The following is a 21,770-nucleotide window of genomic DNA, read 5'->3' on the forward strand; positions in this document are numbered from 1 at the left end:
CCTGCCGGATTCCTACCGTCGACCCATCACGACGGGGGAACCCAGGGAGGCTCCATGATCACTTTGACCGGGCTGACGAAACGCTTCGGCGACTCGACAGCCGTCGACCACCTGACCCTGGACATCGCGCCGGGACGGGTCACCGGCTTTCTCGGCCCGAACGGCGCCGGCAAGTCCACCACCATGCGGATGATCCTCGGCCTGGACCGGCCCACCGCCGGGACCGCGCTGGTCGACGGTCGGCCGTACGCGAGCCTGCGACACCCGCTGCGGCACGTCGGGGCGCTGCTCGACGCCAAGGCCGTCCATCCGGGCCGGACCGCACGCGCACACCTGCTCGCGATGGCCCACAGCAACGGCATCCCGGCCCGCCGGGTCGACGAGGTCCTGGCCACGGTCGGCCTGACCGGCGTCGCCGGCAAGCGGGCCGGCACCTTCTCCCTCGGCATGGGTCAGCGCCTCGGCATCGCCGGCGCCCTGCTCGGCGATCCGGGGGTGCTGATGTTCGACGAGCCCGTCAACGGGCTCGACCCGGACGGGGTGCGCTGGATCCGCCAGCTCATGCGCTCCCTCGCCGCCGAGGGACGTACGGTCTTCGTCTCCAGCCACCTGATGAGCGAAATGCAGCTCACCGCGGACCAGCTCGTGGTGATCGGGAGGGGCCGGCTGATCGTCGACGCCCCGATCGCCGAGGTCATCGCGGGCAGCTCACGCACGGTGGTCCGGGTCCGCAGCCCACAACCGGCCGGACTCGCCGCGCTGCGCGACCGGCTGACCGCACCGACGGTCACCGTCGAGCCGGGCGACGCCGGGGAGCTGCTGATCTCCGGGGCCGATGTCGCGCTGGTCGGCGACCTGGCCCACGAACTCGGCGTACGTCTGCACGAGCTGAGCACCCGGGAGGCGTCCCTGGAACAGGCGTACCTGGAGCTGACCGCGGACAGCCTCGAATACACCGGCCCCGCCAGTGGGCCCGACCGGCAGGAGCGCGCATGAGCACCGTACCGACCCGTGGACTCGACCGGGCCGCGTCCCCATCCCCATCCTCTGCTTCTGCTTCGGGGTCGGGGTCTGCTGGTGGGGCGCCGACCGGGGGCGGGCTGGGCGGCGCGGTGGCCAGTGAGTGGACCAAACTCTGGTCGGTCCGCTCGGTCTGGTGGGCCCTGCTCGCCGGTGTCCTGCTGATGGCGGCGACCGCCGCCCAACTGGCGATCTACGTCCAGAACAGCAACACCAACGAGGACCCGACCGACGACCGGGGCGTGGTCGCGCTCGGCCGGGTCGCGATCGACTCCGTCGAGCTGACCCAGTTCGCCGTGCTCGCGATGGCGATGCTGGTGATCACCGCCGAGTACGGTTCCGGCACCATCCGGGCCACCCTCCAGTGGACCCCGTTGCGGTGGCACGTCATCCTCGCCAAGACCGCCGTCGTCGCCGGGGTCACCTTCGTGCTGGGGGTGCTGCTCGGGGCACTCGGTACGGCGGTCGCCGCCCCGATCCTCGGTGACTGGGGCCGGTACGAGCCCGCCGAGACCCTCGGGGACGTGTTGGGGGTCGGGGCGTACCTGTCCCTGATCTCGGTGTTCACCCTCGGTGTGGGGGCGGCACTGCGGGGTGCGGTCGCCACCCTTACCTCGGTCTTCCTGATCCTCACCGTGGTACCGGCGACGCTCGGGCTCACCAACGTGACGTTCATCCAGCGGATCGCCGACGCCATGCCCGGCACCGCCGGCCTCCACTTCCTACGCGGCGACACCGACCCCTACCCCCCACTCGTCGGCCTACTCCTCCTCACCACCTGGGCGGTACTCGCCCTCCTGGCCGCCCACACAGTCCTCCACCACCGCGACGCCTAACCCACCCGACCCCACCCCCACCCCTACCCCTACCCCTACCCCGTTGATCATGAAGTTAGCGACACGAAATCGCTCCGGCGGCGTCGCTAACTTCATGATCAACGGGGCGGGGCGGGGGCGGGGGTGGGGGCAGGGGCAGGGGTGGGGGTGGGGTGGGGAGGTTGGCTTCGTGGGCGATTATGGCGGCTTGGACGCGGTTTCGGACGTTTAGGCGGGTGAAGATGGTGCTCAGGTAGCCCTTTACGGTTCCTTCTACCAGGTAGAGGCGGCGGGCGATCTCGGCGTTGGAGAGGCCGGCTCCGACCAGCGCCAGCACCTCGCGTTCCCGTTCGGTGAGTGCCGAGGTCAGCTCCCGGGCCGCCGGGCCGCGCGACATCCGCTCCCCGCCGAGGTTCAGCACCCGCCGCGCCACCGCCGGCGACAGGTACGCGGCACCGTCGGAGACCGCCCGTACGCCGGCGATCAGTTCCCTCGGGTCGCCGGACTTGACCAGGAACCCACTGGCCCCGTCACCGATCGCGCGAGCGATGTAGTCGTCCTCGCCGAACGTGGTCAGCATGACCACCTCGGTCTCCGGCACCAACCGGCGGATCTCCGCCCCGGCGGCGAGCCCGTCCATTCGGGGCATCCGGATGTCGAGCAGCGCCACCCGAGGCCGGTGGGCGCGGACCAGTTCAACCGCGGCCCGACCGTCGGCCGCCTCGGCGACCACCTCTATCTCCGGGTCGGTGGCCAGGATCGCCCGTACCCCGGCGCGGATCATCGCCTCGTCGTCGGCCAGCAGGACCGGGATCATCACATCTCCTCGTGAAAACAGCTCAGCCGGGCAGTTCGTCCTTGGCCACCAACAGCCCGTCCGCGAAACAGAGCCGGTACGCGGGCAGCGCCAATGGGAAGTTGCCGTCGGTGTAGAACTCGCAGGCGGCGTTGACCGGTGCCGGACCGGTGTTCTTGGCCAACCCCTGTGCCTGCCGGCCGGGCAGCATCGGAGCCAGTTCGGTACGCGGCGCGCCGATCCGCAGCCGCTCGAACTCGGACCGGTGCAGCACCGAGTCGAACGTGACGAACGGGTAGTAGACCAGCGACAGCATGGCGGCGATCGCCAGCGGGGCGGTGACCGCCACCAGCAGGCTGCGCCGGACCCGCCGCCGCTGTGCGCGTAGACCACCGTCGTCGGCGGTGGCACCGGCGAGCAGCCGTACCGGGGCGTCGGGGTCGGCGGTGACACCGTCGGCGACCAGTGGCAGCCGGGCGACCACCGCGAACCCACCGGCGTGCGGCCCGGCGGCCAGGGTGCCCCCGGCCAGCCGCACCCGCTCGCGCAGGCCGAGCAGCCCGGTGCCGGCCGTCACCGGTACGGGCAGCGGCCCGGCCGGGGGCCGACCGTTGTGCACCCGCACCTCGATCCGCTCCGCCGTCCGGTCGACCTCGACCGTCACGGGGGCGCCGGGGGCGTACCGGGCGGCGTTGGTCAGGGCCTCCTGGACCACCCGGTGCACCGCCCGCCCGACCATCACCGGCAGCTCCGGTCCGGCGTCTTCCGGGTGCTGCGCATCGCGAAGACGAGTGGCATGGCCAACCGGCCGGTCCGGCCAGCGCAGGTCGACCGCGAGACCGGCCGCCGTCGCCCGGTCGACCAGTTCGGTGACGCTCTCGTCGACCGGCCGGGTCGGTGCCGCGCCCGCGTCCTCCCGGAGTACGCCGATGATCTCGCGGAGCCGGTCGGTGGCGGCGGCGACGCTGGCCCGGAGTTCACCGGCGGCGGCCCGTTGCCCGTCGTCCAGGCCGGGGGCGAGTTCCAACGCCCCGGCGCGCAGCGCGATCAGGCTCAGGTCGTGGCCGAGCGAGTCGTGCATGTCCCCGGCGATCCGTGCCCGTTCCCGCATCCGTACCCGTTCGGCCGCACCGGCCTGCTCCCGTTCGAGCAGTTCGGCCCGGGCCCACCCTGCCCGGACCAGCTCGCCGTGCTGACGCCGGTAGCGGCCGAGCAGCCAGGGGAACACCCCGGCGAAGAGCAGCATGGTGGCGAGCAGGAACCAGGTGGACAGTGCGCTCTCCAGCACCCAGAGGTTCAGGCCGGTGCCGCCCGCCGCGATCACGGCGAAGACCAGCCCGGCCGGTCGGGCCCGTGCCATCCGCAGACCGGCGAGGTAACTCAGCACCGGGATCGCGAACAGGAAGTTGCCGTCCAGCAGGGTCGGCGTGATCACCAGGACCAGGGCGACCAGCGGTTGGCGCCGGCTGACCGCCACCGCGATCCCCAGCAGGAGCGGTTCGGCGACGAGCAGCACCGGGTCGTACGGTCGGGACGGTGGGCTGGCCAGCGCCGCGACGATCGGTGCGGCGAGCGCCGCCCAGAGCAGCAGGTCCAGCACCACACCCCGCCGCCGGTCCCCCAGGCCCTGCCACCAACCCACCACCCGGCCAGGCTACGCGGCGCCGGACCGGCCCAGACACCGACGAAAGTCAGGTAGCTCGGCGCACTCGTCGGCCAGATGCGCCAGGCGCGCTCGTCGGCGCATGCGCCAGCCGGGCGCTCAGTGCACGTCGTCGGCCCAGGTGCGCCAGTCGTCGAGGACGCCGTACAGGGCGGGGGTGAGCCAGCCGGGCGCGGACCGCCGGAACACGCCGGGATCCATCCCGCCGGCCCCGTCCGGCAGTGCGCCGACCATGTTCGGCACCAGCTCGCTGAGGTTGGCCCAGTGGACCAGTTCCGGCTCGTTCGGCCAGGCCCCGAGGACCACCCCGGCCGGGACCGCCCGCCGTTCCAGCGCCTCCAGGGTGAGCGCGGTGTGGTTGAGCGTGCCCAGTCCGGCGCGGCTGACCACCACCGCCGGGGCCCCGAGCGAGACCGCGAGGTCGGCGACGGTCCACGGCTCACCGGAGGGGCGTACGCCCATCGGCACCAGGAGTCCCCCGGCTCCCTCGACCAGCACCAGGTCGTGCTTGTCGGCTTCGGCCCGGACGGCGTCGACGACGGCGTACAGCTCCAGGGGTTCCATCGCCGCGACCCGCGCCGCGGCCAGCGGGGCGAGCGGTTCGGGGAAGTTGGCCAGCGTACGCGCGGTCAGTGGGGCGGCGAGCCGGTTCACGATGTCGATGTCCGACGGGGCGCCGGTGACCGTACCGGTCTGGCCGGGTTTGATGACCGCGACCCGCAGCCCGGCCGCCTGGGCGGCGGCGGTGATCGCCGCGGTCACCACGGTCTTGCCGACGTCGGTGTCCGTGCCGGTGACCAGGATCGGGCCACGCCAGGAGGTGGTGCTCACCGGGCACCCGCCAGGATCGGGCCACGGCACGCGGTTCCGCTCACGGGGCACACTCCACGATCACGTCGAGGGCCCGGTCGAAGTCGGCCCTCGGTACCCCGGTGTTGATCGTCAGGCGGAGCCGGGACCGACTGTCCGGTGTGGATGGTGGGCGGAAGCAGCCGACCGCGACGCCCCGGTCCAGGCAGTCGGCGGCCCAGGCGGTCGCCGCCTCGGGTCCCGGCGCGGTCACCGAGATCACCCCGGCCGCCGGTGCCGACACGTCCAGTCCGGCCAGGCCGAGGCGGCGCATTGCCGTGGTCGCCCGGTCCGCCAGCTCCGCCCGCAGCGGATCCCCGGACCGCGCCAGCCCGGTGGCGGCGAGCACACCCGCCGCCACGGCCGGCGGCAGCGCGGTGTCGTAGATGAAGGTCCGGCCGGTCTCCACCAGGTGCCGGACCAGCTCCGCCGGGCCGGCGACGACGCCGCCGGCCCCGCCGAGCGCCTTGGAGAGCGTCGCGGTGATCACCACGTCCGGTGCGCCGGCCAGACCGGCGTCGACCACCGCGCCGGCTCCACCCGGACCGCGTACGCCCACCGCGTGCGCGTCGTCGACCAGCAGCAACGCGTCGTGGCGGCGGGCCACCTCGTGCAGCCTCGCCAGCGGGGCGAGATCGCCGTCGACGGAGAAGACCGACTCGGTGACCACCACCGCCGGACGCCCCGGCGCCGCCGCCAGGGCCGCCTCGACGGCGTCCACGTCGTTGTGCGGGGTGACCATGGTCTGCGCGCCGGACAACCGGCACCCGTCGATCAGCGAGGCGTGGTTGTGCGCGTCCGAGACGAGCAACGTACGCGGGCGGACCAGGGCGCGTACGGCACCGAGGTTGGCCAGGTAACCGGAGGAGTAGACCAGGGCCTGCTGCGCGCCGAGCCAGTCGGCCAGGGCCTGTTCCAGGGCGGTGTGCAGGTCGGTCGAGCCGCGTACCAGGCGTGATCCGGTGGCGCCCAGGCCGTACCGGTGCAGGGACTCGGTGGCGGCGGCGGTGACCTCCGGGTGCCGGGCCAGCCCGAGGTAGTCGTTGCCGGCGAGGTCGGTCACCGGGTCCGTGGCGCCGCGCGGGCGCAGTTGCCGGGTCAGCCCCGCCTTGGCCCGTAGCTGGGCACGCCGGTCCAGCGCCTCCAGCCACTTCGCCACGTCGACTCCTCGTCTGCCCGTCCCGCGTCGGGACCGCCCGACCCGTCACGCGCCGGCCCGATCACATCCGCGACCATTCGACCCGTCCCGACCGGCGAAAATTACCACTTCGCCGGGCGCCGACCCGGAAGGCGGGCCGTACGCCGGACCGATCCACGGGGAGCCGGGGCCGGGCGACGGTCACCTTAGCCGGTTCGGGCGGGCGGCACGACGGGGCCGGTTCCGGTGCTGGTGACGGCGGCTGCGGCGGGACCGGTCGCGGGGCGCACGGACACGACCACCCGGGGAGCCGGCGGCTCCCATCGATGGCCGAACCGCCTTGTAGGGTACGACCATGCCAGAGATCCTCGACCGGGCGCGTGCCCAGGTGCTCGGTGAAGGCGTCGGTCTCGACGAGGCCGGTGTGCTCGCCGTGTTGCGCCTTCCCGACGAGCACCTGCCCGCCGCCCTCCAACTCGCCCACGACGTGCGGATGCGCTGGTGCGGGCCGGAGGTCGAGGTCGAGGGCATCGTCTCGCTGAAGACCGGGGGGTGCCCGGAGGACTGCCACTTCTGCTCCCAGTCGGGGCTGTTCGCCTCCCCGGTCCGGTCGGTCTGGCTGGACATCCCGTCGCTGGTCGAGGCGGCGAAGCAGACCGCGAAGACCGGTGCGACCGAGTTCTGCATCGTCGCCGCCGTACGCGGCCCGGACGCGCGGCTGATGAAGCAGATGCGCGAGGGTGTGGCCGCGATCCGGGCGGAGGTGGACATCCAGGTCGCCGCGTCGCTCGGCATGCTCAACCAGGAGCAGGTCGACGAGCTGGTCGACATGGGGGTGCACCGCTACAACCACAACCTGGAGACCTGCCGGTCGTACTTCCCGAACGTGGTGACCACGCACTCCTTCGAGGAGCGGTGGGAGACCCTGCGGATGGTGCGCGAGTCCGGCATGGAGGTCTGCTGCGGCGGCATCCTGGGTCTGGGCGAGTCGGTGGAGCAGCGGGCCGAGTTCGCCGCGCAGCTCGCCGAGCTCGACCCGCACGAGGTGCCGATGAACTTCCTCAACCCGAGGCCGGGCACCCCGCTCGGCGAGCAGCCGGTGGTGGAGGGCAAGGACGCGCTGCGGGCGATCGCGGCGTTCCGGCTGGCGATGCCGCGTACGATCCTCCGGTTCGCCGGTGGCCGGGAGATCACCCTCGGTGACCTCGGCACCCGTGACGGTCTGCTCGGCGGGATCAACGCGGTGATCGTCGGCAACTACCTGACCACCCTGGGCCGTCCGGCAAACGCCGACCTGGACCTGCTCGACGAGCTGAAGATGCCGGTCAAGTCCCTCTCCGCGACGCTCTGAGCGACGGCGTGCCGATGGTTTCGAGCGGAGCAGACCCGACAACGGCGGTGTGGTGCGACCGGTGCGGCCGGTCGACCGGGGACGGTTCGCACGAGGACTGCGCGGCGGCCCGTGCACTGGAACCGCCCCGGTTCTGCCCCCAGTGCCGGCGCCGAATGAAGGTCCAGGTCCTCCCGACCGGCTGGTCCGCCCTCTGCGTCGAACACGGCGAGACCCACCAGTGAGCCCCGATAGTTGATCATGAAGTTAGGGCATCCCCGAGGCGCTCGGGGATGCCCTAACCTCATGATCAACGGGTTGGTTGGGAGCGGCGGCGGTGGCGGTGGATCAGGAAGATCGGCAGCGCTACGGTCGCGGTGAGGATCCAGGAGAACACCACCAGGCCCCAGATGAAGGCGTCCGCCTCCTCGGTCACGAACGCGCCGAGCGTCATCAGCAGCGCGAACCCGCCCACCCCGACGGTGGCGATCCCGCTCAGCACCAGCCCCACGACGGCCAGCCAGCCGTACGGTCGCAGCGGCGGCTTCGCCACCGGTTGCACCGGTCCCGGTACGGGGATCGCCTCCGGTGCCCTCGCCGGCATGTCGACCCGGAGGCTGACCGGTATCCGGTGGTCGAGCATCCGGACCGTGTCCGGGTGGAGCTGGAACAGGGTCGGCTCGATCCGCATCCCGATACCGTCCAGCCCGATCACCTGGCGGGCCCCGTCCGGCCAGGCCAGCATCGCCGCGGTCTCGGTGTAGGGGACGCTGAGCGGGCCGCCCGGTCCGAGGTAGCTGACGCCGTCGGGGCCGAACCGCAGCTCCCCGTTCCCGTCGATCGAGGTGTACGACGTACCCGGCAGCGCGTGGGTGGAGCGGGTCGGCGCCTCGGCGAAACCGGCCCAGTCGGCGCGGCAGCCGTCGGGCACCATCAGCAGCGCCGAGGACATCGCCTCATCGGCGACCCGGTGCAGGTCGGTCACGGTGACCTGTTTCAGCTCGGCCCGGTACTCCTCCAGGGTCAGGTTGGGCGCCCCGACCAGGAGGTTGAAGGCGAACCCGGGCAGCCGGGCGGCGTGCACCGCGGCGGAGCCGAGGGCGTCGGTGACCTTGCCGACGTGCGCGTCGAGGTCAGCCTGCTCGATCCGGCCGACCTTCAGTTTCGCCAGTACGTCGACAAAACCCCCGAGCACCGCCCACTGCTTCTCCGGCAGCGCGTCAGCGAGGGCGCGCAGGGTGGCGTACTCGCTGTCGCGGGGCTCGTAGACGGCGGTGGCGGTGTAGGAGAGACCGCCCTCCTGGCGCAGCGAGCGGAACAGTTCCCGTTCCAGTACCTCGGCGAAGACACCGGCGGCGGTGTCCCGGCGGACCACCGCGTCGAGGGCGACCGCACGGGAGCCGCTGGTGAAGTAGGCGGGGGTGGTCGGCAGCGCGGACGACGGGGTGGGCACCGGGTGCCGGGTGCCGTTCGGCAGCGGGAGGCGCAGTCCGGCGGGGACCCGGGCGCCGGCGATCCACAGGACCGCGTTCTCACGGGTGAAGTAGCGGCCCGCCCAGGTCCGCAGGTGCTCCGGGGTGAGCATCGACAGCCCGAACTCGGGGTAGCTGGCCAGCCCGTGGTCGCGGGCACCGTGCCGCCACAGCGGCACCGAGTCCATCGCGCCCGGCGAGCGGCTGCTCCATTCCGTACGGAGGATTTCCTTCTCCAGGTCGAGCCGCTGCATCGGCAGATCGTGCAGGTTGCGGCAGACGGCGGCGAGGAAGTCGGCGATGTCCTGCTCGGAGCCCTGTAGCTGGAACCGGGTGACGGCCGGTCCGGTGGCGCCGTTGAAGTGGTAGTCGGCGAGCCCGATCGGCGCGAGTGCCAGGTGCTCCAGCAGGTGCGTGACGCCGCTGCGGGCGAGCGTCTCGTCCGCGGTGCCGACCCGGAAGGCCAGTCCGGCCTGCATCGGCCCGTCGGTCGGCGCGAGCAGCGTCGGTACGCCGTCCACCTCGAGCTGCCGGATCATCGCGCGCCACCCTTCGCGTACGCGTCCGCCCGGAACCTCTGGAACTGCTCGGTGGCGTCGCCGAGGTAACCGAACATCGCCTCGCTACCGAGGTTGCCGAGGGCGGAGAACTGGGCCGCCGCCGCCTTGTGGTCGCCCATCAGCCCGAAGGCCATGGCGAAGGTGCCGCGTACGCCGACCCAGCCCCAGTCGTGCTGGAATCCGGGGTGCCAGACCGAGCGCCGGGCGGCCTCCTGGATGCTCTGCCAGACCGGCATGGTGAGCAGGTACTCGCCGGCCTGCCGCAGGGTGTCCGATTCGAGTGCCTGCTCCAGGTGCGCGGTCACCACCAGTACGCCGTGGTGACCGCCCTCTGGCGCCGCGTTCATGCACTCGCGGGCGAAGGTGTGGGCCGCTTCCCAGGATCCGCCCCACTTCGGACAGAGCTTCTGCAGCAGCGACTGCTGCCCGGGGAGATGGTGCGGCTCGTGACGGGCGAGCCGGTCGTAGCGGCGCCGCGCCTCCGACTGACCCATCTGCAGGCCCATGGCGGTGGTGAGGCGCCAGTCCCAGGCGGTCACGTACGCGGGGTGTCGGGCGGTGACGTCGATCAGGATCTGCTCGGCCTGCCGCAGGTACGCGTGGAGCTGGTCGAACTGCTCCCGGCTGACCTGGTTGGCCCGCTTGTCCGTACGGATGCTCCAGCCGGTCACGACGAGGCAGGCGGCGAGCAGGGTGGCCGGCAGGGCTTCACCGGGCTGCCGGGCCACCTCCGAACGGAGGAAACCCTCGATTCCCGGGTGGTCGCTGGCGTTGTTGACCAGGTGCGAGACCGTTTTCGCGTCGCGCCCGTCGAAGAGCTGCTCCACGGCCGGCCAGTCGGCGCCGGTCAGCGCCGCGCGCAGCCGGTTGACCTCGGGGAAGGCGGCCCCGGGGTCGAAGTCCGGAGCGGGAAGGGGTGCGGGCACTGCGGGATCATAGGTGATCACGATGACGGCTTGGGTCCCCTGTTGCACAGACCGGACAGGGTCGGATCGACGCCCGTCCACCCAAGCCCACCCTCCCGATATTAACAATTTACCCACTTGAGACCGATCTGCCCGGTTATGGTGCTTGACATCCATCAAAAAGGCATTTAGCCACTGGCTGGCCGTTCGGTGCTCCGATGACCGCGGAGACCCCTGCTGCCGTCGGTGCTCACGGGAGGGCTGTTCTGTGACGGGTCAGGTCACTTATCACGTTCGACGGGCGATCCTGCCCGCATCCGCGGGGCTCGCCGCGGTCGCCATCCTCACCGCGATCGCGCTGCTGCTGGTCAACACCAGGGGTGCGCAGGCCGCCCAGGCCCCCGTCGGGCTCGGCACCGCGGCGAACTTCTCCGTACTCGCCGGCTCCACCGTGACCAACACCGGGCCGAGCTTCCTCGCCCAGGACCTCGGCGTGAGCCCCGGCAGCTCGGCGACCGGGTTCCCACCCGGACTCGTCGGCGGCACCATCCACCTCGCCGACGCCGTCGCCCTCCAGGCCAAGAACGATCTCACCACCGCCTACAACGACGCCGCCGGCCGCACCCCGTTCACCAACCTTCCCGCCGAACTCGGCGGCAGCACCCTGATCCACGGCGTGTACCGCATCGGCGCCGCCCAGCTCACCGGGCAACTCACCCTCGACTCCCAGGGCGACCCGGCCGCCGTCTTCATCTTCCAGATCGACTCGACCCTGGTCACCGCCGCCAACAGCAGCGTCGTCTTCATCAACGGCGCCTCCCCCTGCAACGTCTACTGGCAGGTCGGCAGCTCAGCCACCATCGGCACCAACACCGCCTTCATGGGCAACATCCTCGCCGCGACGTCCATCACCATGAACACCGGCGCCACCCTCCAGGGCCGGGCCCTCGCCCAGACCGGCGCCGTCACCCTGGACACCAACACCATCATCGAGCCCCTCTGTCTCCAGCCGACGGGCACGCCCACCGGCACCCCGACGGGCACGCCCACCGGAACGCCGACGGGCACGCCCACCGGTACACCGACGGGCACCCCCACGGGTACGCCCACCGGTACGCCGACCGGACCTCCGACGGGCACCCCGACCGGCGGGCCCACCGTCCGGCCGACCCGTACCCACCTGCCGATCACCGGTCCCGGAGGCGGAAGCACCCTGGTACCGATGCTGACCGCGGCCGGAACCGGCATGGTCGTGGTGGGCGGACTGCTCGTCTTCCTCTACCGCCGCCGAATCCACGAGTCCTGAGCCACGACTCCTGAGCCAGGAGCGGCACGAGCCGGGGCAGCACACCCATCGGGTTGGGTGTGCTGCCCTCGTGCCGTACGGGTCAGGGATTCAGGATCGTCGGCGGTACGGGACGAGCAGGAACCGCAACTGCCCCCGGACCCGCTCCCCCAGCGCCCCCCGTGGTTCGAGCGCCCAGGTGATCATCGTTCCGTTGTACGCGGTGAGCAGTGCCTCGGCGAGCCCGTCCAGGTCGACCCCGGCCGTGCCGTCGCCGACAGCGATCTCCCCGGCCTGCGCCGCTTCCGCCAGCAGGTCACGGATGCCGGCGCGCAGGGCGACGGTGAAGTCCCGGGCCTGGGCGTGCAGTTCGGGGTCGGTGAGGTCCATCATCAGGAAGGCCACGTGGTGGGCCATCTGTTCGTGCCGTTGGACGCCCCCGGTCAACCCGACCAGGACGTTCTCCAACCGATCCAGCTTCGACACGGTGCCGTCGCGCGGGTCATGGAACGCCCGCGTGACGTCGTGCACCCCGCGCCGGGACACCGCGACCAGCAGCCCGTGCTTGGAGCCGAAGCGCTTGACCAGGGTGGCCGGTGACGCGCCGGTACGGTGCGCGACATCGGCCAGGGTGAGGGCTCCCGGACCGAGGTCGGCGATCGCCGAGGCGGCGGCGGCGAGAATCTGGTCGTCGGTGAACGCCAGGGGGCGGGGACTCATGGGCGGCAGTCTAGTTGATAGTAAATGAACCAGCATTTACTATCGGCCGAGCATCCGACGGAAGGCAGGCAGGCCCGATGAGCACTCCCGAACAGCCCCTGACCGGACAGGTCGCCCTGGTGGCGGGCGGCACCCGAGGCGGCGGCCGGGGCATCGCCGTACAACTCGGCGCGGCCGGCGCGACGGTCTACGTCACCGGACGCAGCAGCCGGGCCGGGCGCTCGGACCTGGACCGCCCGGAGACCATCGAGCAGACCGCCGAGCAGGTCACCGCCGCCGGTGGCACCGGCATCCCGGTCCGGGTCGACCACGGCCAGCCCGACCAGGTCCGGGCCCTGGTCGACCGGATAGCCGCCGAGCAGGACGGCCGGCTGGACGTCCTGGTCAACTGCGTCTGGGGCGGCGACCCGCTGACCGACTGGACGAACCCGCTCTGGCAGCAGGATCTCGACACCGGCCTGCGGCTGCTGCGCCAGGCCGTCGACACCCACATCATCACCAGCCGGTACGCCCTGCCGCTGCTCGTCGCCGCCGGGCGCGGGCTGGTGGTCGAGGTGACCGACGGCAACACCGCCCGCTACCGGGGCACCCTCTTCTACGACCTGGCCAAGTCCGCGGTCATCCGCCTGGCCGTGGCCCAGGCCGCCGAACTGCGGCCGTACGGGGTGACGGCGGTTGCCATCACTCCGGGTTTCCTGCGCTCGGAAGCCGTACTCGACCACTTCGGGGTGTCCGAGGCGAACTGGCGGGACGCGATCGCCCAGGACCCGCACTTCGCCGAGTCCGAGACTCCGGCGTACCTCGGTCGGGCCGTCGCCGCCCTGGCCGCCGACCCGGACGTGCTGACCCACACCGGCCGGGCCCTCTCCACCGCCGCCCTCTACCCGAGGTACGGGTTCACCGACGTCGACGGCACCCAACCCGACTTCCCCGCCTACTGGGCCAGGGCCCTCGAAACCGAACACGGCCCCCTGGGCGACCCCCTCTGAGACCCCGCGCGGGCACGGGGTCTCAGAGGGCCGGGGTCAGGTGAGGGTGCAGGGGGAGCCGTTGAGGGTGAAGGTGGCGGGGCGGGGGTTGGTGCCGGTGTGGGTGGCGTTGAAGCCGAAGGTGGTCGACGCGCCCGGCGCCAGGGTGCCGTTGTAGGAGAGGTTGGTCGCGGTCACCGAGGTGCCGGTCTGGGTGACGGTGGCCGACCATGCCTGGGTGACCCGCTGGCCGGCGGTGTACGCGAACACCAGCGACCAGCCGTTGAGCGTGCTGCTGCCGGTGTTGCGTACGGTGACGCTGCCGGTAAAGCCGTTGCTCCAGTCGTTGGTGGAGTAGGTGACCGCGCACGCCCCGGCCGGAGCACTCGGCAGGGTGGTCACGCCGACCGGTGCCGACGCGGCCGAGACGTTGCCGGCCAGGTCCACCCCGACCACGTAGAACTGGTACGCCGTAGCCGGCGTCAACCCGGTCACCCCGAGCGTCGCCGCGACCGGTGACCCGACCAGCACATCCGTCGCCCCCGCCTCCCGGTACACCCGGTAGCCGGCGAGGTCCCCGCCCGAGGATGCGGCCCAGGTGAGGGTGAGGCCGGTGGCGGTGACCGCCGAGGCGACCGGGGTGCCCGGCGTACCGGGTGGGGTGGTGTCACCGCCCCCGCTTCCGGTGGTGACCGCGACCGGGGTGGAGCCGGCCGACCGGTTCCCGGCACCGTCGCGGGCCACCACGTAGAACTGGTACGCGGTCGCCGGGGTCAACCCGGTCACCGCCAGCGACGCGGCGACCGGTGACCCGACCAGCACGTCGGTCGTCCCCGCCTCCCGGTACACGTCGTAACCGGCCAGGCCGCTGCCGCCGGTGTCGGTGGACGGGTTCCAGGTCAGCGTCACTCCGGTGGCGGTCACGGCCGACGCGACCGGGGTGCCGGGCACGGTCGGCGCGGTGGTGTCCGGGGTGGTCGGGCCGGGCTCGGTGCCCCAGACCCGTACGCCGCCCTCGTAGAGCGGCACGTTCGGGTTCGGCCCGACGGCGGTCTGGTACGACGGGTCGTTGGCCGAGTTCCAGGTTCCGCCCTCCGGTACGCCGATCTTGAACTGGACCTCCATCCGGTGCGCCGACTGTCCGGCCGGGGCGATCGTGTACCCGGCGCAGTTGACCTCGACGTACCAGAGGTCGCCGGAGGCCTGGCGGGCGGTGGTCGGTGCCGGGCACCCCTGGGTGTATCCGCTGGTCACCTCGATCGCACTGGTGCCCTCGCGGCGGAAGTAGTAGCGGAAGGTGGCGGCCTTGAGGGCACGGGCGGGGAAGGCCGACTTGTTGTAGACGACGGCCTTGATGCCGGTCGACCGGGTCTCGTTCTGCATCATCGTGGTTTCCACGGTCAGCTCGTCGATGTCCGGCGTCTCGGGCTGCGGGAAGGCGGAAAGCGGGGTGCCGCCGTACTCGGAATAGAGCCGGACCAGCGCGGACGTGAAGCCGGCGTTGTAGTCGGTGGCGACCTCGTTCATCACGTAGTCGCCCCGGCTGTCGGTGTACGCGTCGTTCGGCGCGGACGGGCCCCCGACGAGGGCGCCGTAGAGCACGTGCCGGGTCTCGACCGGTACGGTCTGGCTGTCCCACCAGGAGCCGTGCGCGGTGCGATGGTGCGGGTTGCGGGGCGAGTTGGTGCCGAAGCCGATCAGGTAGCTGGAGTTGCGCGGGTTGTCACCGAGGGCGTAGTTGATCTGCTTGACCGCGAAGTCGTGGTAGCGCGTCTTGCGGGTGGTGTCGGTGGTCCGGTCGGCGTAGACCAGGGCAGCGAAGGCGGTGTTGGCCGCGTAGCGCAACGCCCCCCAGGTGTCGAGGACGGCCATCCCGCCGGGTGAGGTGCGCACCTTCTCGCCGTTGACGCCGACGGTCCAGTAGTCGAGCCACCGGTTGGCGTCGTCGACGTACTTCTGCCGGCCGGTCAGGTTGGCCAGCAGGACGTACGTGCCGAACTGTTTGTTGTCCCAGGCCACGGTCCACTTGTAGAGCCGGGTGGTGGACTGGGGTTCGGTGCCGAGGCGGTCGTACTCGGCTTCGGCCTTGGCCAGGTAGGCGGCCTCGCCGGTGGCCCGGTGCAGCCAGATCGCGCCCCAGACCAGTTCGTCCTGGTAACCGCTCCAGGAGCGGTAGAAGCTGGTCACGTCGGTGATGCACTCGTGGTAGGCGCGGCGGACGGTGTCGGCGAAGGTGTAGAGCTGGCGGGCGTGGCTGACCAGCCGGTCGGCGTAGGTCGGGTCGGTGGGGCGGAACACCATCGAGGAGGCGGCCATCGCGGCGGCCGTCTCCCCCGCCAGGTCCGCCCCGCCACAGCTCGCGTCAATCTTGTACGCGGGCCGCGCCATCGGCATCACCTCGGCCGGTCCCCACCACTTGTGGTCGTCGTCGCCCTTGCCGACCTGTCCATAGAGGACATTCGGGGACGGGTGCGCCTTGATGAAGTAGTCGTTGACGAAGCGCAGGTTGTTCAGCAGGTGCGGGAGTTGCCCGGAGGCGGTGTAACCCGCCCGGTACTCGACCGCACCCCAGGCGAGCATGGTGGCGCTGAACGCCATCGGGAAGCCGAACTTGACGTGGTCGCCGGCGTCGTACCAGCCGCCGGTGAGGTCCAGGCCGGCGTCGGTGCCGTCGGTGAGGGCGGAGTCGCCGCGCCAGGAGACCCGGTTCCAGTCGGGCAGGGTGCCGCTCTGCTGGGCCTCGTAGAAGAACAGCGACTTCTGCAACGCCTCGGCGTAGTTGTACGCGGGCGCGGCAACCACGGGACCGGGAGCCGCGGCGGCCGGTGGACTGGTCGGGCCCGCGTACAGGAGGGCCGCTGCGGTTACCGTGAGTAAGCCGAAAGTGGCGAATCTTCGGTACCACCGTCCGGGCCGGACCCTACCGGTGGGCCGGGCAAGTTGACCATTTGGCCAGGCCGGCGCGATGCTGGGCAGCACTAGACTCGCTCCTGTCCGTGGAGCCGCGCGCGGCAACGCGTAGCGGAGGACATTGGAGGGGCGGATGTGGGCGCATCCGCCCTTTCGCTATGTCATCGACCCGTAGTGCGCGGCGGCAGTTTGGTGGGGTTCCGACGGAGGCGCGGGAGCGCTCCCATGGATGTCCAACAATGTAACCGCCACGTTGCCGCTTTGTGAAGAGCGACCGACGCCGATGGCTCGGCCGGAGTTGTTGCCCCGACTGGCTACAGTCCTGCGATGCCCGTCGCGTACCACCGGCTCCGCCGGTTCGCCGTACTCGCCCCGGTCACGGCGCTCGCCCTGGTCGCCACCCTGGCCGGGGCAACCCTGGCCGTACGGGCGCACACGCCCAGCCCACTGACCCGGACCGACGCCGAGGTGGTGGAGGACGCCCTGCCCCGGCTGGAGTTCCTGCGCCGGTCCCTCGACGACGGTTCGGCGCAGCGGATGCAGCAGCTCTTCCCGGAGGGCCACCTCTTCCTGCACGTGCTCTACGGGCTCTCCTGGGTCGACGTCGGCACCCGGTCGACCGCCCACCGGGACCGGGCGCTGACCGAGGCCCGGCGAGCCCTGGCCGAGGTCGACTCCGACGCCGGACGGGCCCCCTTCTCCCCCGCCCTCGACCCGCCGTACGGGGTCTTCCACGCCGGCTGGAGCAACTGGCTGCGCGGCGGGGTGGTACGCCTGGCCGGTGGCCCGACCGGGGCACCCGCCGAGGCCGAGCGGCTCGCCACCGACGCCGCCGCCCTCGCCGCCGCCTTCGACCGGCAACTGGGCTCGACCGGCTCGCCGTTCCTCACCGCCTACCCCGGTCAGGCGTGGCCGGTGGACAGCACCGTCGGGCTCGCCGTACTCCGGCTCACCGACCACCTCGCGGGGACGGACACGTACACCGAACTGATCCGGCGGTGGCGGACGGCGGCCGACGAACGACGCGACCCGGCCACCGGGCTGCTCCCCCACCGGGTCGACCCGAAGAGCGGCCAGCCGGTCGAGGGCGCCCGCGCCACCTCGCAGACCGTGGCACTGCGCTTCCTGCGCGAGGTGTTCCCGGCCGACGCGACCCGCGACTGGGCCACCTTCCGTACCCGGTTCGCCTCGACCGTGCCCGGCGCCCCCGGCCTGCGCGAACACCCGCGCGGCGTCGACCTGCCCGGCGACGTGGACTCCGGACCACTCATCCTCGGCCTCTCCGCCTCGGCCAGCGTGGTCGCGCTCGGTGACGCGGTGGTCTTCCGCGACCGGCGTACGGCAGCCGCGCTCACCGGCCTGGCCGAGGTGACCGGGATGGCCGTCGAGATCGGCGGGCAGCGCCGCTACCTGGGCGGGGTGCTCCCGGTCGGTGACGCCTTCCTCACCTGGTCGGTCACGGCCACCGGCTGGATCGTGCCGACGACCGAGTCCACCGCCCCGGTGGGCGGACCGTCACCATGGTGGCGGTTGCCCTGGCTGCTCCTCGCCTGGTGGCTGGTCCCGCTCGGTTGACCGTGAACGACTGAGCGCGGACGACCAACGGGTGGGCGGATCCGTCCTGGGATACGAGCGTACGGTTGCCGCCGACCGGCGGCACGCGGGACAGTACGCGCAGCTCAGCGGTGCCACCGAAGCTGCCGCTCCACTGGAAACGATCTCCAGGAGGCAGCGATGGCACTACGCCTCGCCGACGGCACCGGATGGCAGCAGACCCTCGCCCGCGCGGTCGCCACCACCCCCGAAGCGTTCGACCCCGCCACGTCCGACGTCGTCACCCTGCGCAACCTGATCCAGGGTGCCTGGCAGTCCGTCGGCACCCCGACCCCGGTGCGTACCCCGATCGACAACACCGTGCTGGTCAACCTGTCCCGGCTGAGCGCCGTCTCGGCCCAGGCCGCCGTCGCCTTCGCCGCCGACGAACACCGCGACTGGGCGATCCTGCCGCTGTCCGACCGGAAGGTCCGGGTCACCGAGGCACTGGACGAGCTGACCGTCCACCGTGACCTGCTGGCCCTGCTGCTGGTCTGGGAGATCGGCAAGCCATGGCGGCTGGCCTGCGCCGACGTCGACCGGGCACTCGACGGAGTCCGGTGGTACGTCAACGAGATCGACCGGATGCTCGCCGACGGTCGGGAGCCGCTCCCCGGCCCGGTCAGCAACATCGCGAGCTGGAACTACCCGATGAGCGTCCTGGTCCACGCCGAACTGGTGCAGTTGCTCGCCGGCAACGCGGTCATCGCCAAGACCCCGTCCCAGGGCGGCGCGGTCTGCCTGACCGTCGCGCACGCGCTGATGCGCCGGGCCGGTCTGCCCGCCACCCTCCTCTCCGGCGGCGGCGAGGAGCTCTCCGAGGTGCTGGTACGCGCACCCGAGATCGGCGCGGTCGCGTTCGTCGGCGGCCGGTCAAACGGCGGCAAGGTCGCCGCCGCGCTGCTCGACTCCGACAAGCGGCACTTCATCGAGCAGGAGGGGCTGAACGCCTGGGGCATCTGGGAGTTCTCCCAGTGGGACATGCTCGCCAAGCACCTGAAGAAGGGCTTCGAGTACGGCAAGCAGCGCTGTACGGCGTACCCCCGGTTCGTGGTGCAGCGTGACCTGGTCGACCGGTTCCTCGACATGTACCTCCCTGTCGTCCGCTCCGTACGCTTCGGCCACCCGCTCGCCGTCGGTGACGACTGGGTCGACGGCGACGCCCTGCCGGAACTGGACTTCGGCCCGCTGATCAGCGGCGCCAAGGCCGACGAGCTGCGCCGCAAGGTCGAAGAGGCGGTACGCGGCGGCGCGATCCCGCTCTACCGTGGCCGCCTCGACGGGGCACCGTTCCTCGACGGCCAGGACACCTCGGCGTACGTGGCACCCTCGGTGCTGCTCGCCCCGCCCGGACGGTCCCGGCTGATGCACGCCGAGCCGTTCGGCCCGGTGGACACGATAGTGGTGGTCGACACCGAGGACGAGCTGCTGGCCGCGATGAACGCCTCCAACGGGGCACTGGTCGCGAGCCTCGCCTGCGACAACGAGGACGAGGCGGCCAAGCTCGCGGTGGACCTCCAGGCGTTCAAGGTCGGCATCAACAAGCCCCGCTCGCGCGGCGACCGGGACGAACCGTTCGGCGGGCGCGGCGCCTCCTGGAAGGGCGCGTTCGTCGGCGGCGACCTGCTCGTGCACGCGGTCACCCAGGGCGGCGGTTCGGACCAACGGCTCTACGGCAACTTCCCCGACTACAACAGCTACCCCGCCACCTGACGCAGGGGTCCACGGCTGCTCCTCGTCCGGCAATACGTAGTCAGCGCGGGCGCCCTGCCGCTCCTGCGGGGCGGGAGGTCCCGGGATCGGTCGGACACTCGGTGGCACGCCCGCCTGCCGACCCACGGAGAATACGAACATGGAGATGGATCTCAACGCCGCGATCTCGTTCGTACAGACCCATGGACGCGTACTCGACCGGCGACGCCTGGGTCTGTTGCTGGGCGACGGTTCGCCGGGCGACGTGCTTGCCGCGCTGGATGCCTACCGCAACCCGGACGGCGGCTATGGCTGGGCGTTGGAACCCGACCAACGGTCGGCAACGAGTCAACCCGTGGCGGCAATGCACGCCCTGGAGGTCCTTGCCGACATCCGGGACACGAAGAGCCGGCGGCCCGTGGAACTGTGTGAGTGGCTCTCCGGACACACCCTGCCCGACGGTGGTGTGCCGTTCGGCCTGCCGTGCTCCGACACCGCGGGCAGCGCGCCGCACTGGGTGGAAGCCGACGCGACGGTGTCGTCCCTGCAGATGACGGCGCAGCTCGCCGCCCAGGCCCATCGACTTGCCCGACACCGCGCCGACATCGCGGCACATCCGTGGCTGGCCGCCGCCACCGCCTACTGCCTGGAGCGGATCGACCAGGTCGACGACGCCCCGCACGCCTACGAACTGATGTTCGCGATGCGCTTCCTCGACGCGGTCACCGGACATGACCGCCGGGCCCGCGCGCTGATCGACCGGCTCATCCCCTACCTGGTCAGCGACGGCCCGACCCCGGTCACGGGTGGTGCGGAGGGCGAGGTGCTGCACGTACTGGACTTCACACCGTACGCGGACGCACCCTCCAGGACGTCGTTCACCAAGGACGCCATCGCGGCGGACCTGGTCCGGCTGGCCCGCCGGCAGCAGCCCGACGGCGGGTGGACCGTTGCCTACACGGTCTACTCCCCCGCCGCCGTGCTCGAGTGGCGTGGTTACACGACGGTTCAGGCCATCGCCACGCTGCAAGGCGCTCCCCTGTGACCGTCAACCGGCTGCCCACGCCTGCCGCGCGCCCTCCGTCGCCGATCGGCCTCAGTGCCTCTGGTCATGATGCGGCTGTTGGACCTCATCGAAGCCACGATAGGTGCCGGACTCGTCGGCCGCGTCGGCAAACTCGTCGAAGTCCATGTTCGCGATGCTCAGGTTGGCCGAAACGTCGGCATACCAACGAGGCGGTACGCGGAACGTACGGCCGGGTTCGGTATAGAGGTCGACGGCGAGAAGTGGACGCTCTTTGTCAACCATCGTGATGACATCGGCGAGGAAGAGGTAGGTCAGCTTGTGGTCGTCGGCCGCGGCCATGTCCGCATCGATCAGAGCCCGGACAGTCACGTTGGAGTAGGTGACGTCACTGACACAGGTTGCACCTCCCGCTTCGGTGGCCTGTATGACTTCGCCCCATGCTCCGTCGTCGCCGAAGTCGACCCGCAGAATCAGCGTTGTCAGGTCGTCGGGTTGAGGCAGGGAGATCACCTCGATGATCCTTCCATCTCGTCCGCGGACATCCGGCTGATAGTCCTGCCGGCCTCGGTCTCCACCAGCGTCAGAGCACCGACCCAACTCGGACCATCCGGGTACTCCCAACTGGCCGGGTCCGCCAGTACCGCCGGCAGGTGGTCCCTCGACACAGGTTCGCCGTACGCCAGGCCCTCCCGACCCTCATTGACCACCGACACGTAGCGGCGCAACTCCATCCAGCCGCTGTCCACCAACCTCAGCAGGACGGAGGCAAGTTCGGACAGCGACGGCTCGGGCTGAGCGGGATCCAGGTCACCGAACACCCCGGGCAGCAGGTCCATCTCGAAGGAGTTGATGAGGAACGCTCGCTCGACATGCGACAGGCGTTGCCACTCGTTGAGGCCCACCAGCAGATCATCACATGCCGCTCGGAGCCCCGACGGACGCGTTTCATCGTTCCGCCTCGCACCTGCCGCTCGGGCGACGGGTCCGCCGACCGCGCGACGGGATGCCTTCTGAAGTAGGGGGCGCA

19 protein-coding genes are annotated in these 21,770 nt (G+C 71.6%); 9 read left to right on the forward strand and 10 right to left on the reverse strand.

The genetic code is table 11. The annotated features are described in order from the left end of the window. The first annotated feature begins 54 nt into the window (after window positions 1-54). The gene (locus OIE47_RS03710) at window positions 55-996 is read left to right on the forward strand and encodes an ATP-binding cassette domain-containing protein (protein WP_326560071.1); all 942 of its coding nucleotides are present in this window, start codon (window positions 55-57) and stop codon (window positions 994-996) included. After that, complete coding sequence (locus tag OIE47_RS03715; protein WP_326560072.1) at window positions 993-1,856, forward strand: ABC transporter permease; 864 nt, start codon at window positions 993-995, stop codon at window positions 1,854-1,856. The genes OIE47_RS03710 and OIE47_RS03715 overlap by 4 nt, the downstream gene beginning before the upstream one ends. 55 nt (window positions 1,857-1,911) lie before the next feature. Here the strand turns inward: OIE47_RS03715 and OIE47_RS03720 are convergent, their stop codons facing one another. The 4 genes from OIE47_RS03720 to OIE47_RS03735 form a co-directional block, all read right to left on the reverse strand. Next, window positions 1,912-2,652 carry a response regulator transcription factor gene (locus OIE47_RS03720; RefSeq protein ID WP_326560073.1) on the reverse strand — a complete coding sequence of 247 codons (741 nt, stop codon included), beginning with the start codon at window positions 2,650-2,652 and terminating at the stop codon, window positions 1,912-1,914. Window positions 2,653-2,674: 22 nt separating this feature from the next. Further along, window positions 2,675-4,276, reverse strand: a complete 1,602-nt coding sequence (locus tag OIE47_RS03725; protein ID WP_326560074.1) for a sensor histidine kinase — start codon at window positions 4,274-4,276, stop codon at window positions 2,675-2,677. Between the two features lie 117 nt (window positions 4,277-4,393). Beyond that, window positions 4,394-5,098: a dethiobiotin synthase gene (gene bioD, locus OIE47_RS03730; RefSeq protein WP_326562981.1), complete on the reverse strand. Its 705-nt coding sequence runs from the start codon at window positions 5,096-5,098 to the stop codon at window positions 4,394-4,396. A 67-nt stretch (window positions 5,099-5,165) separates the two neighbouring features. Then, the gene (locus tag OIE47_RS03735) at window positions 5,166-6,302 is read right to left on the reverse strand and encodes an 8-amino-7-oxononanoate synthase (RefSeq protein ID WP_326560075.1); all 1,137 of its coding nucleotides are present in this window, start codon (window positions 6,300-6,302) and stop codon (window positions 5,166-5,168) included. Between the two features lie 334 nt (window positions 6,303-6,636). On the opposite strand from OIE47_RS03735, the gene bioB reads away from it, so the two are divergent. Then, the gene (gene bioB / locus OIE47_RS03740) at window positions 6,637-7,632 is read left to right on the forward strand and encodes a biotin synthase BioB (protein WP_326560076.1); all 996 of its coding nucleotides are present in this window, start codon (window positions 6,637-6,639) and stop codon (window positions 7,630-7,632) included. Window positions 7,633-7,646: 14 nt separating this feature from the next. Beyond that, window positions 7,647-7,856, forward strand: a complete 210-nt coding sequence (gene bsaP / locus OIE47_RS03745; RefSeq protein ID WP_326560077.1) for a biotin synthase auxiliary protein BsaP — start codon at window positions 7,647-7,649, stop codon at window positions 7,854-7,856. A gap of 65 nt (window positions 7,857-7,921) precedes the next feature. On the opposite strand, the gene OIE47_RS03750 is transcribed toward bsaP, so the two are convergent. Then, on the reverse strand, window positions 7,922-9,622 hold the full coding sequence (locus OIE47_RS03750) for an insulinase family protein (protein ID WP_326560078.1): 1,701 nt from the start codon (window positions 9,620-9,622) through the stop codon (window positions 7,922-7,924). Continuing rightward, window positions 9,619-10,569: a hypothetical protein gene (locus tag OIE47_RS03755; RefSeq protein WP_326560079.1), complete on the reverse strand. Its 951-nt coding sequence runs from the start codon at window positions 10,567-10,569 to the stop codon at window positions 9,619-9,621. Before OIE47_RS03755 ends, OIE47_RS03750 begins: the two co-directional genes overlap by 4 nt. A 247-nt stretch (window positions 10,570-10,816) precedes the next feature. Between OIE47_RS03755 and OIE47_RS03760 the strand changes: the two genes are divergently transcribed. Continuing rightward, window positions 10,817-11,854, forward strand: a complete 1,038-nt coding sequence (locus OIE47_RS03760; RefSeq protein WP_326560080.1) for an ice-binding family protein — start codon at window positions 10,817-10,819, stop codon at window positions 11,852-11,854. 90 nt (window positions 11,855-11,944) lie between these two features. On the opposite strand, the gene OIE47_RS03765 is transcribed toward OIE47_RS03760, so the two are convergent. After that, the gene (locus tag OIE47_RS03765; protein ID WP_326560081.1) at window positions 11,945-12,553 is read right to left on the reverse strand and encodes a TetR/AcrR family transcriptional regulator; all 609 of its coding nucleotides are present in this window, start codon (window positions 12,551-12,553) and stop codon (window positions 11,945-11,947) included. Between the two features lie 77 nt (window positions 12,554-12,630). On the opposite strand from OIE47_RS03765, the gene OIE47_RS03770 reads away from it, so the two are divergent. Continuing rightward, the gene (locus OIE47_RS03770; protein WP_326560082.1) at window positions 12,631-13,542 is read left to right on the forward strand and encodes an SDR family oxidoreductase; all 912 of its coding nucleotides are present in this window, start codon (window positions 12,631-12,633) and stop codon (window positions 13,540-13,542) included. 36 nt (window positions 13,543-13,578) lie between these two features. On the opposite strand, the gene OIE47_RS03775 is transcribed toward OIE47_RS03770, so the two are convergent. Next, entirely contained in the window at window positions 13,579-16,500 is a 2,922-nt protein-coding gene (locus OIE47_RS03775; protein WP_442792046.1) for a glycoside hydrolase family 9 protein, read from the reverse strand. A gap of 258 nt (window positions 16,501-16,758) precedes the next feature. On the opposite strand from OIE47_RS03775, the gene OIE47_RS03780 reads away from it, so the two are divergent. The 3 genes from OIE47_RS03780 to OIE47_RS03790 all read left to right on the forward strand — a co-directional run bounded on the left by OIE47_RS03780 (window position 16,759) and on the right by OIE47_RS03790 (window position 20,761). Then, a complete protein-coding gene (locus OIE47_RS03780) occupies window positions 16,759-18,006 on the forward strand; it encodes a hypothetical protein (RefSeq protein ID WP_326560084.1) in 1,248 nt (415 codons plus the stop codon). A 159-nt stretch (window positions 18,007-18,165) separates the two neighbouring features. Next, a complete protein-coding gene (locus OIE47_RS03785) occupies window positions 18,166-19,737 on the forward strand; it encodes an aldehyde dehydrogenase family protein (RefSeq protein ID WP_326560085.1) in 1,572 nt (523 codons plus the stop codon). Window positions 19,738-19,876: 139 nt separating this feature from the next. Beyond that, window positions 19,877-20,761 carry a hypothetical protein gene (locus OIE47_RS03790; protein ID WP_326560086.1) on the forward strand — a complete coding sequence of 295 codons (885 nt, stop codon included), beginning with the start codon at window positions 19,877-19,879 and terminating at the stop codon, window positions 20,759-20,761. A 51-nt stretch (window positions 20,762-20,812) separates the two neighbouring features. Here OIE47_RS03790 and OIE47_RS03795 read toward each other — a convergent pair whose 3' ends face one another. Together OIE47_RS03795 and OIE47_RS03800 are read right to left on the reverse strand one after the other, a co-directional pair. Then, complete coding sequence (locus tag OIE47_RS03795) at window positions 20,813-21,253, reverse strand: DUF6924 domain-containing protein (protein ID WP_326560087.1); 441 nt, start codon at window positions 21,251-21,253, stop codon at window positions 20,813-20,815. Next, window positions 21,250-21,645, reverse strand: coding sequence for a hypothetical protein (locus OIE47_RS03800; protein ID WP_326560088.1), 396 nt, complete (start codon window positions 21,643-21,645; stop codon window positions 21,250-21,252). Before OIE47_RS03800 ends, OIE47_RS03795 begins: the two co-directional genes overlap by 4 nt. Window positions 21,646-21,770: the final 125 nt, after the last annotated feature.

This window comes from Micromonospora sp. NBC_01796 (assembly GCF_035917455.1).
In the GTDB taxonomy this organism is placed as follows: Bacteria; Actinomycetota; Actinomycetes; order Mycobacteriales; family Micromonosporaceae; genus Micromonospora_G.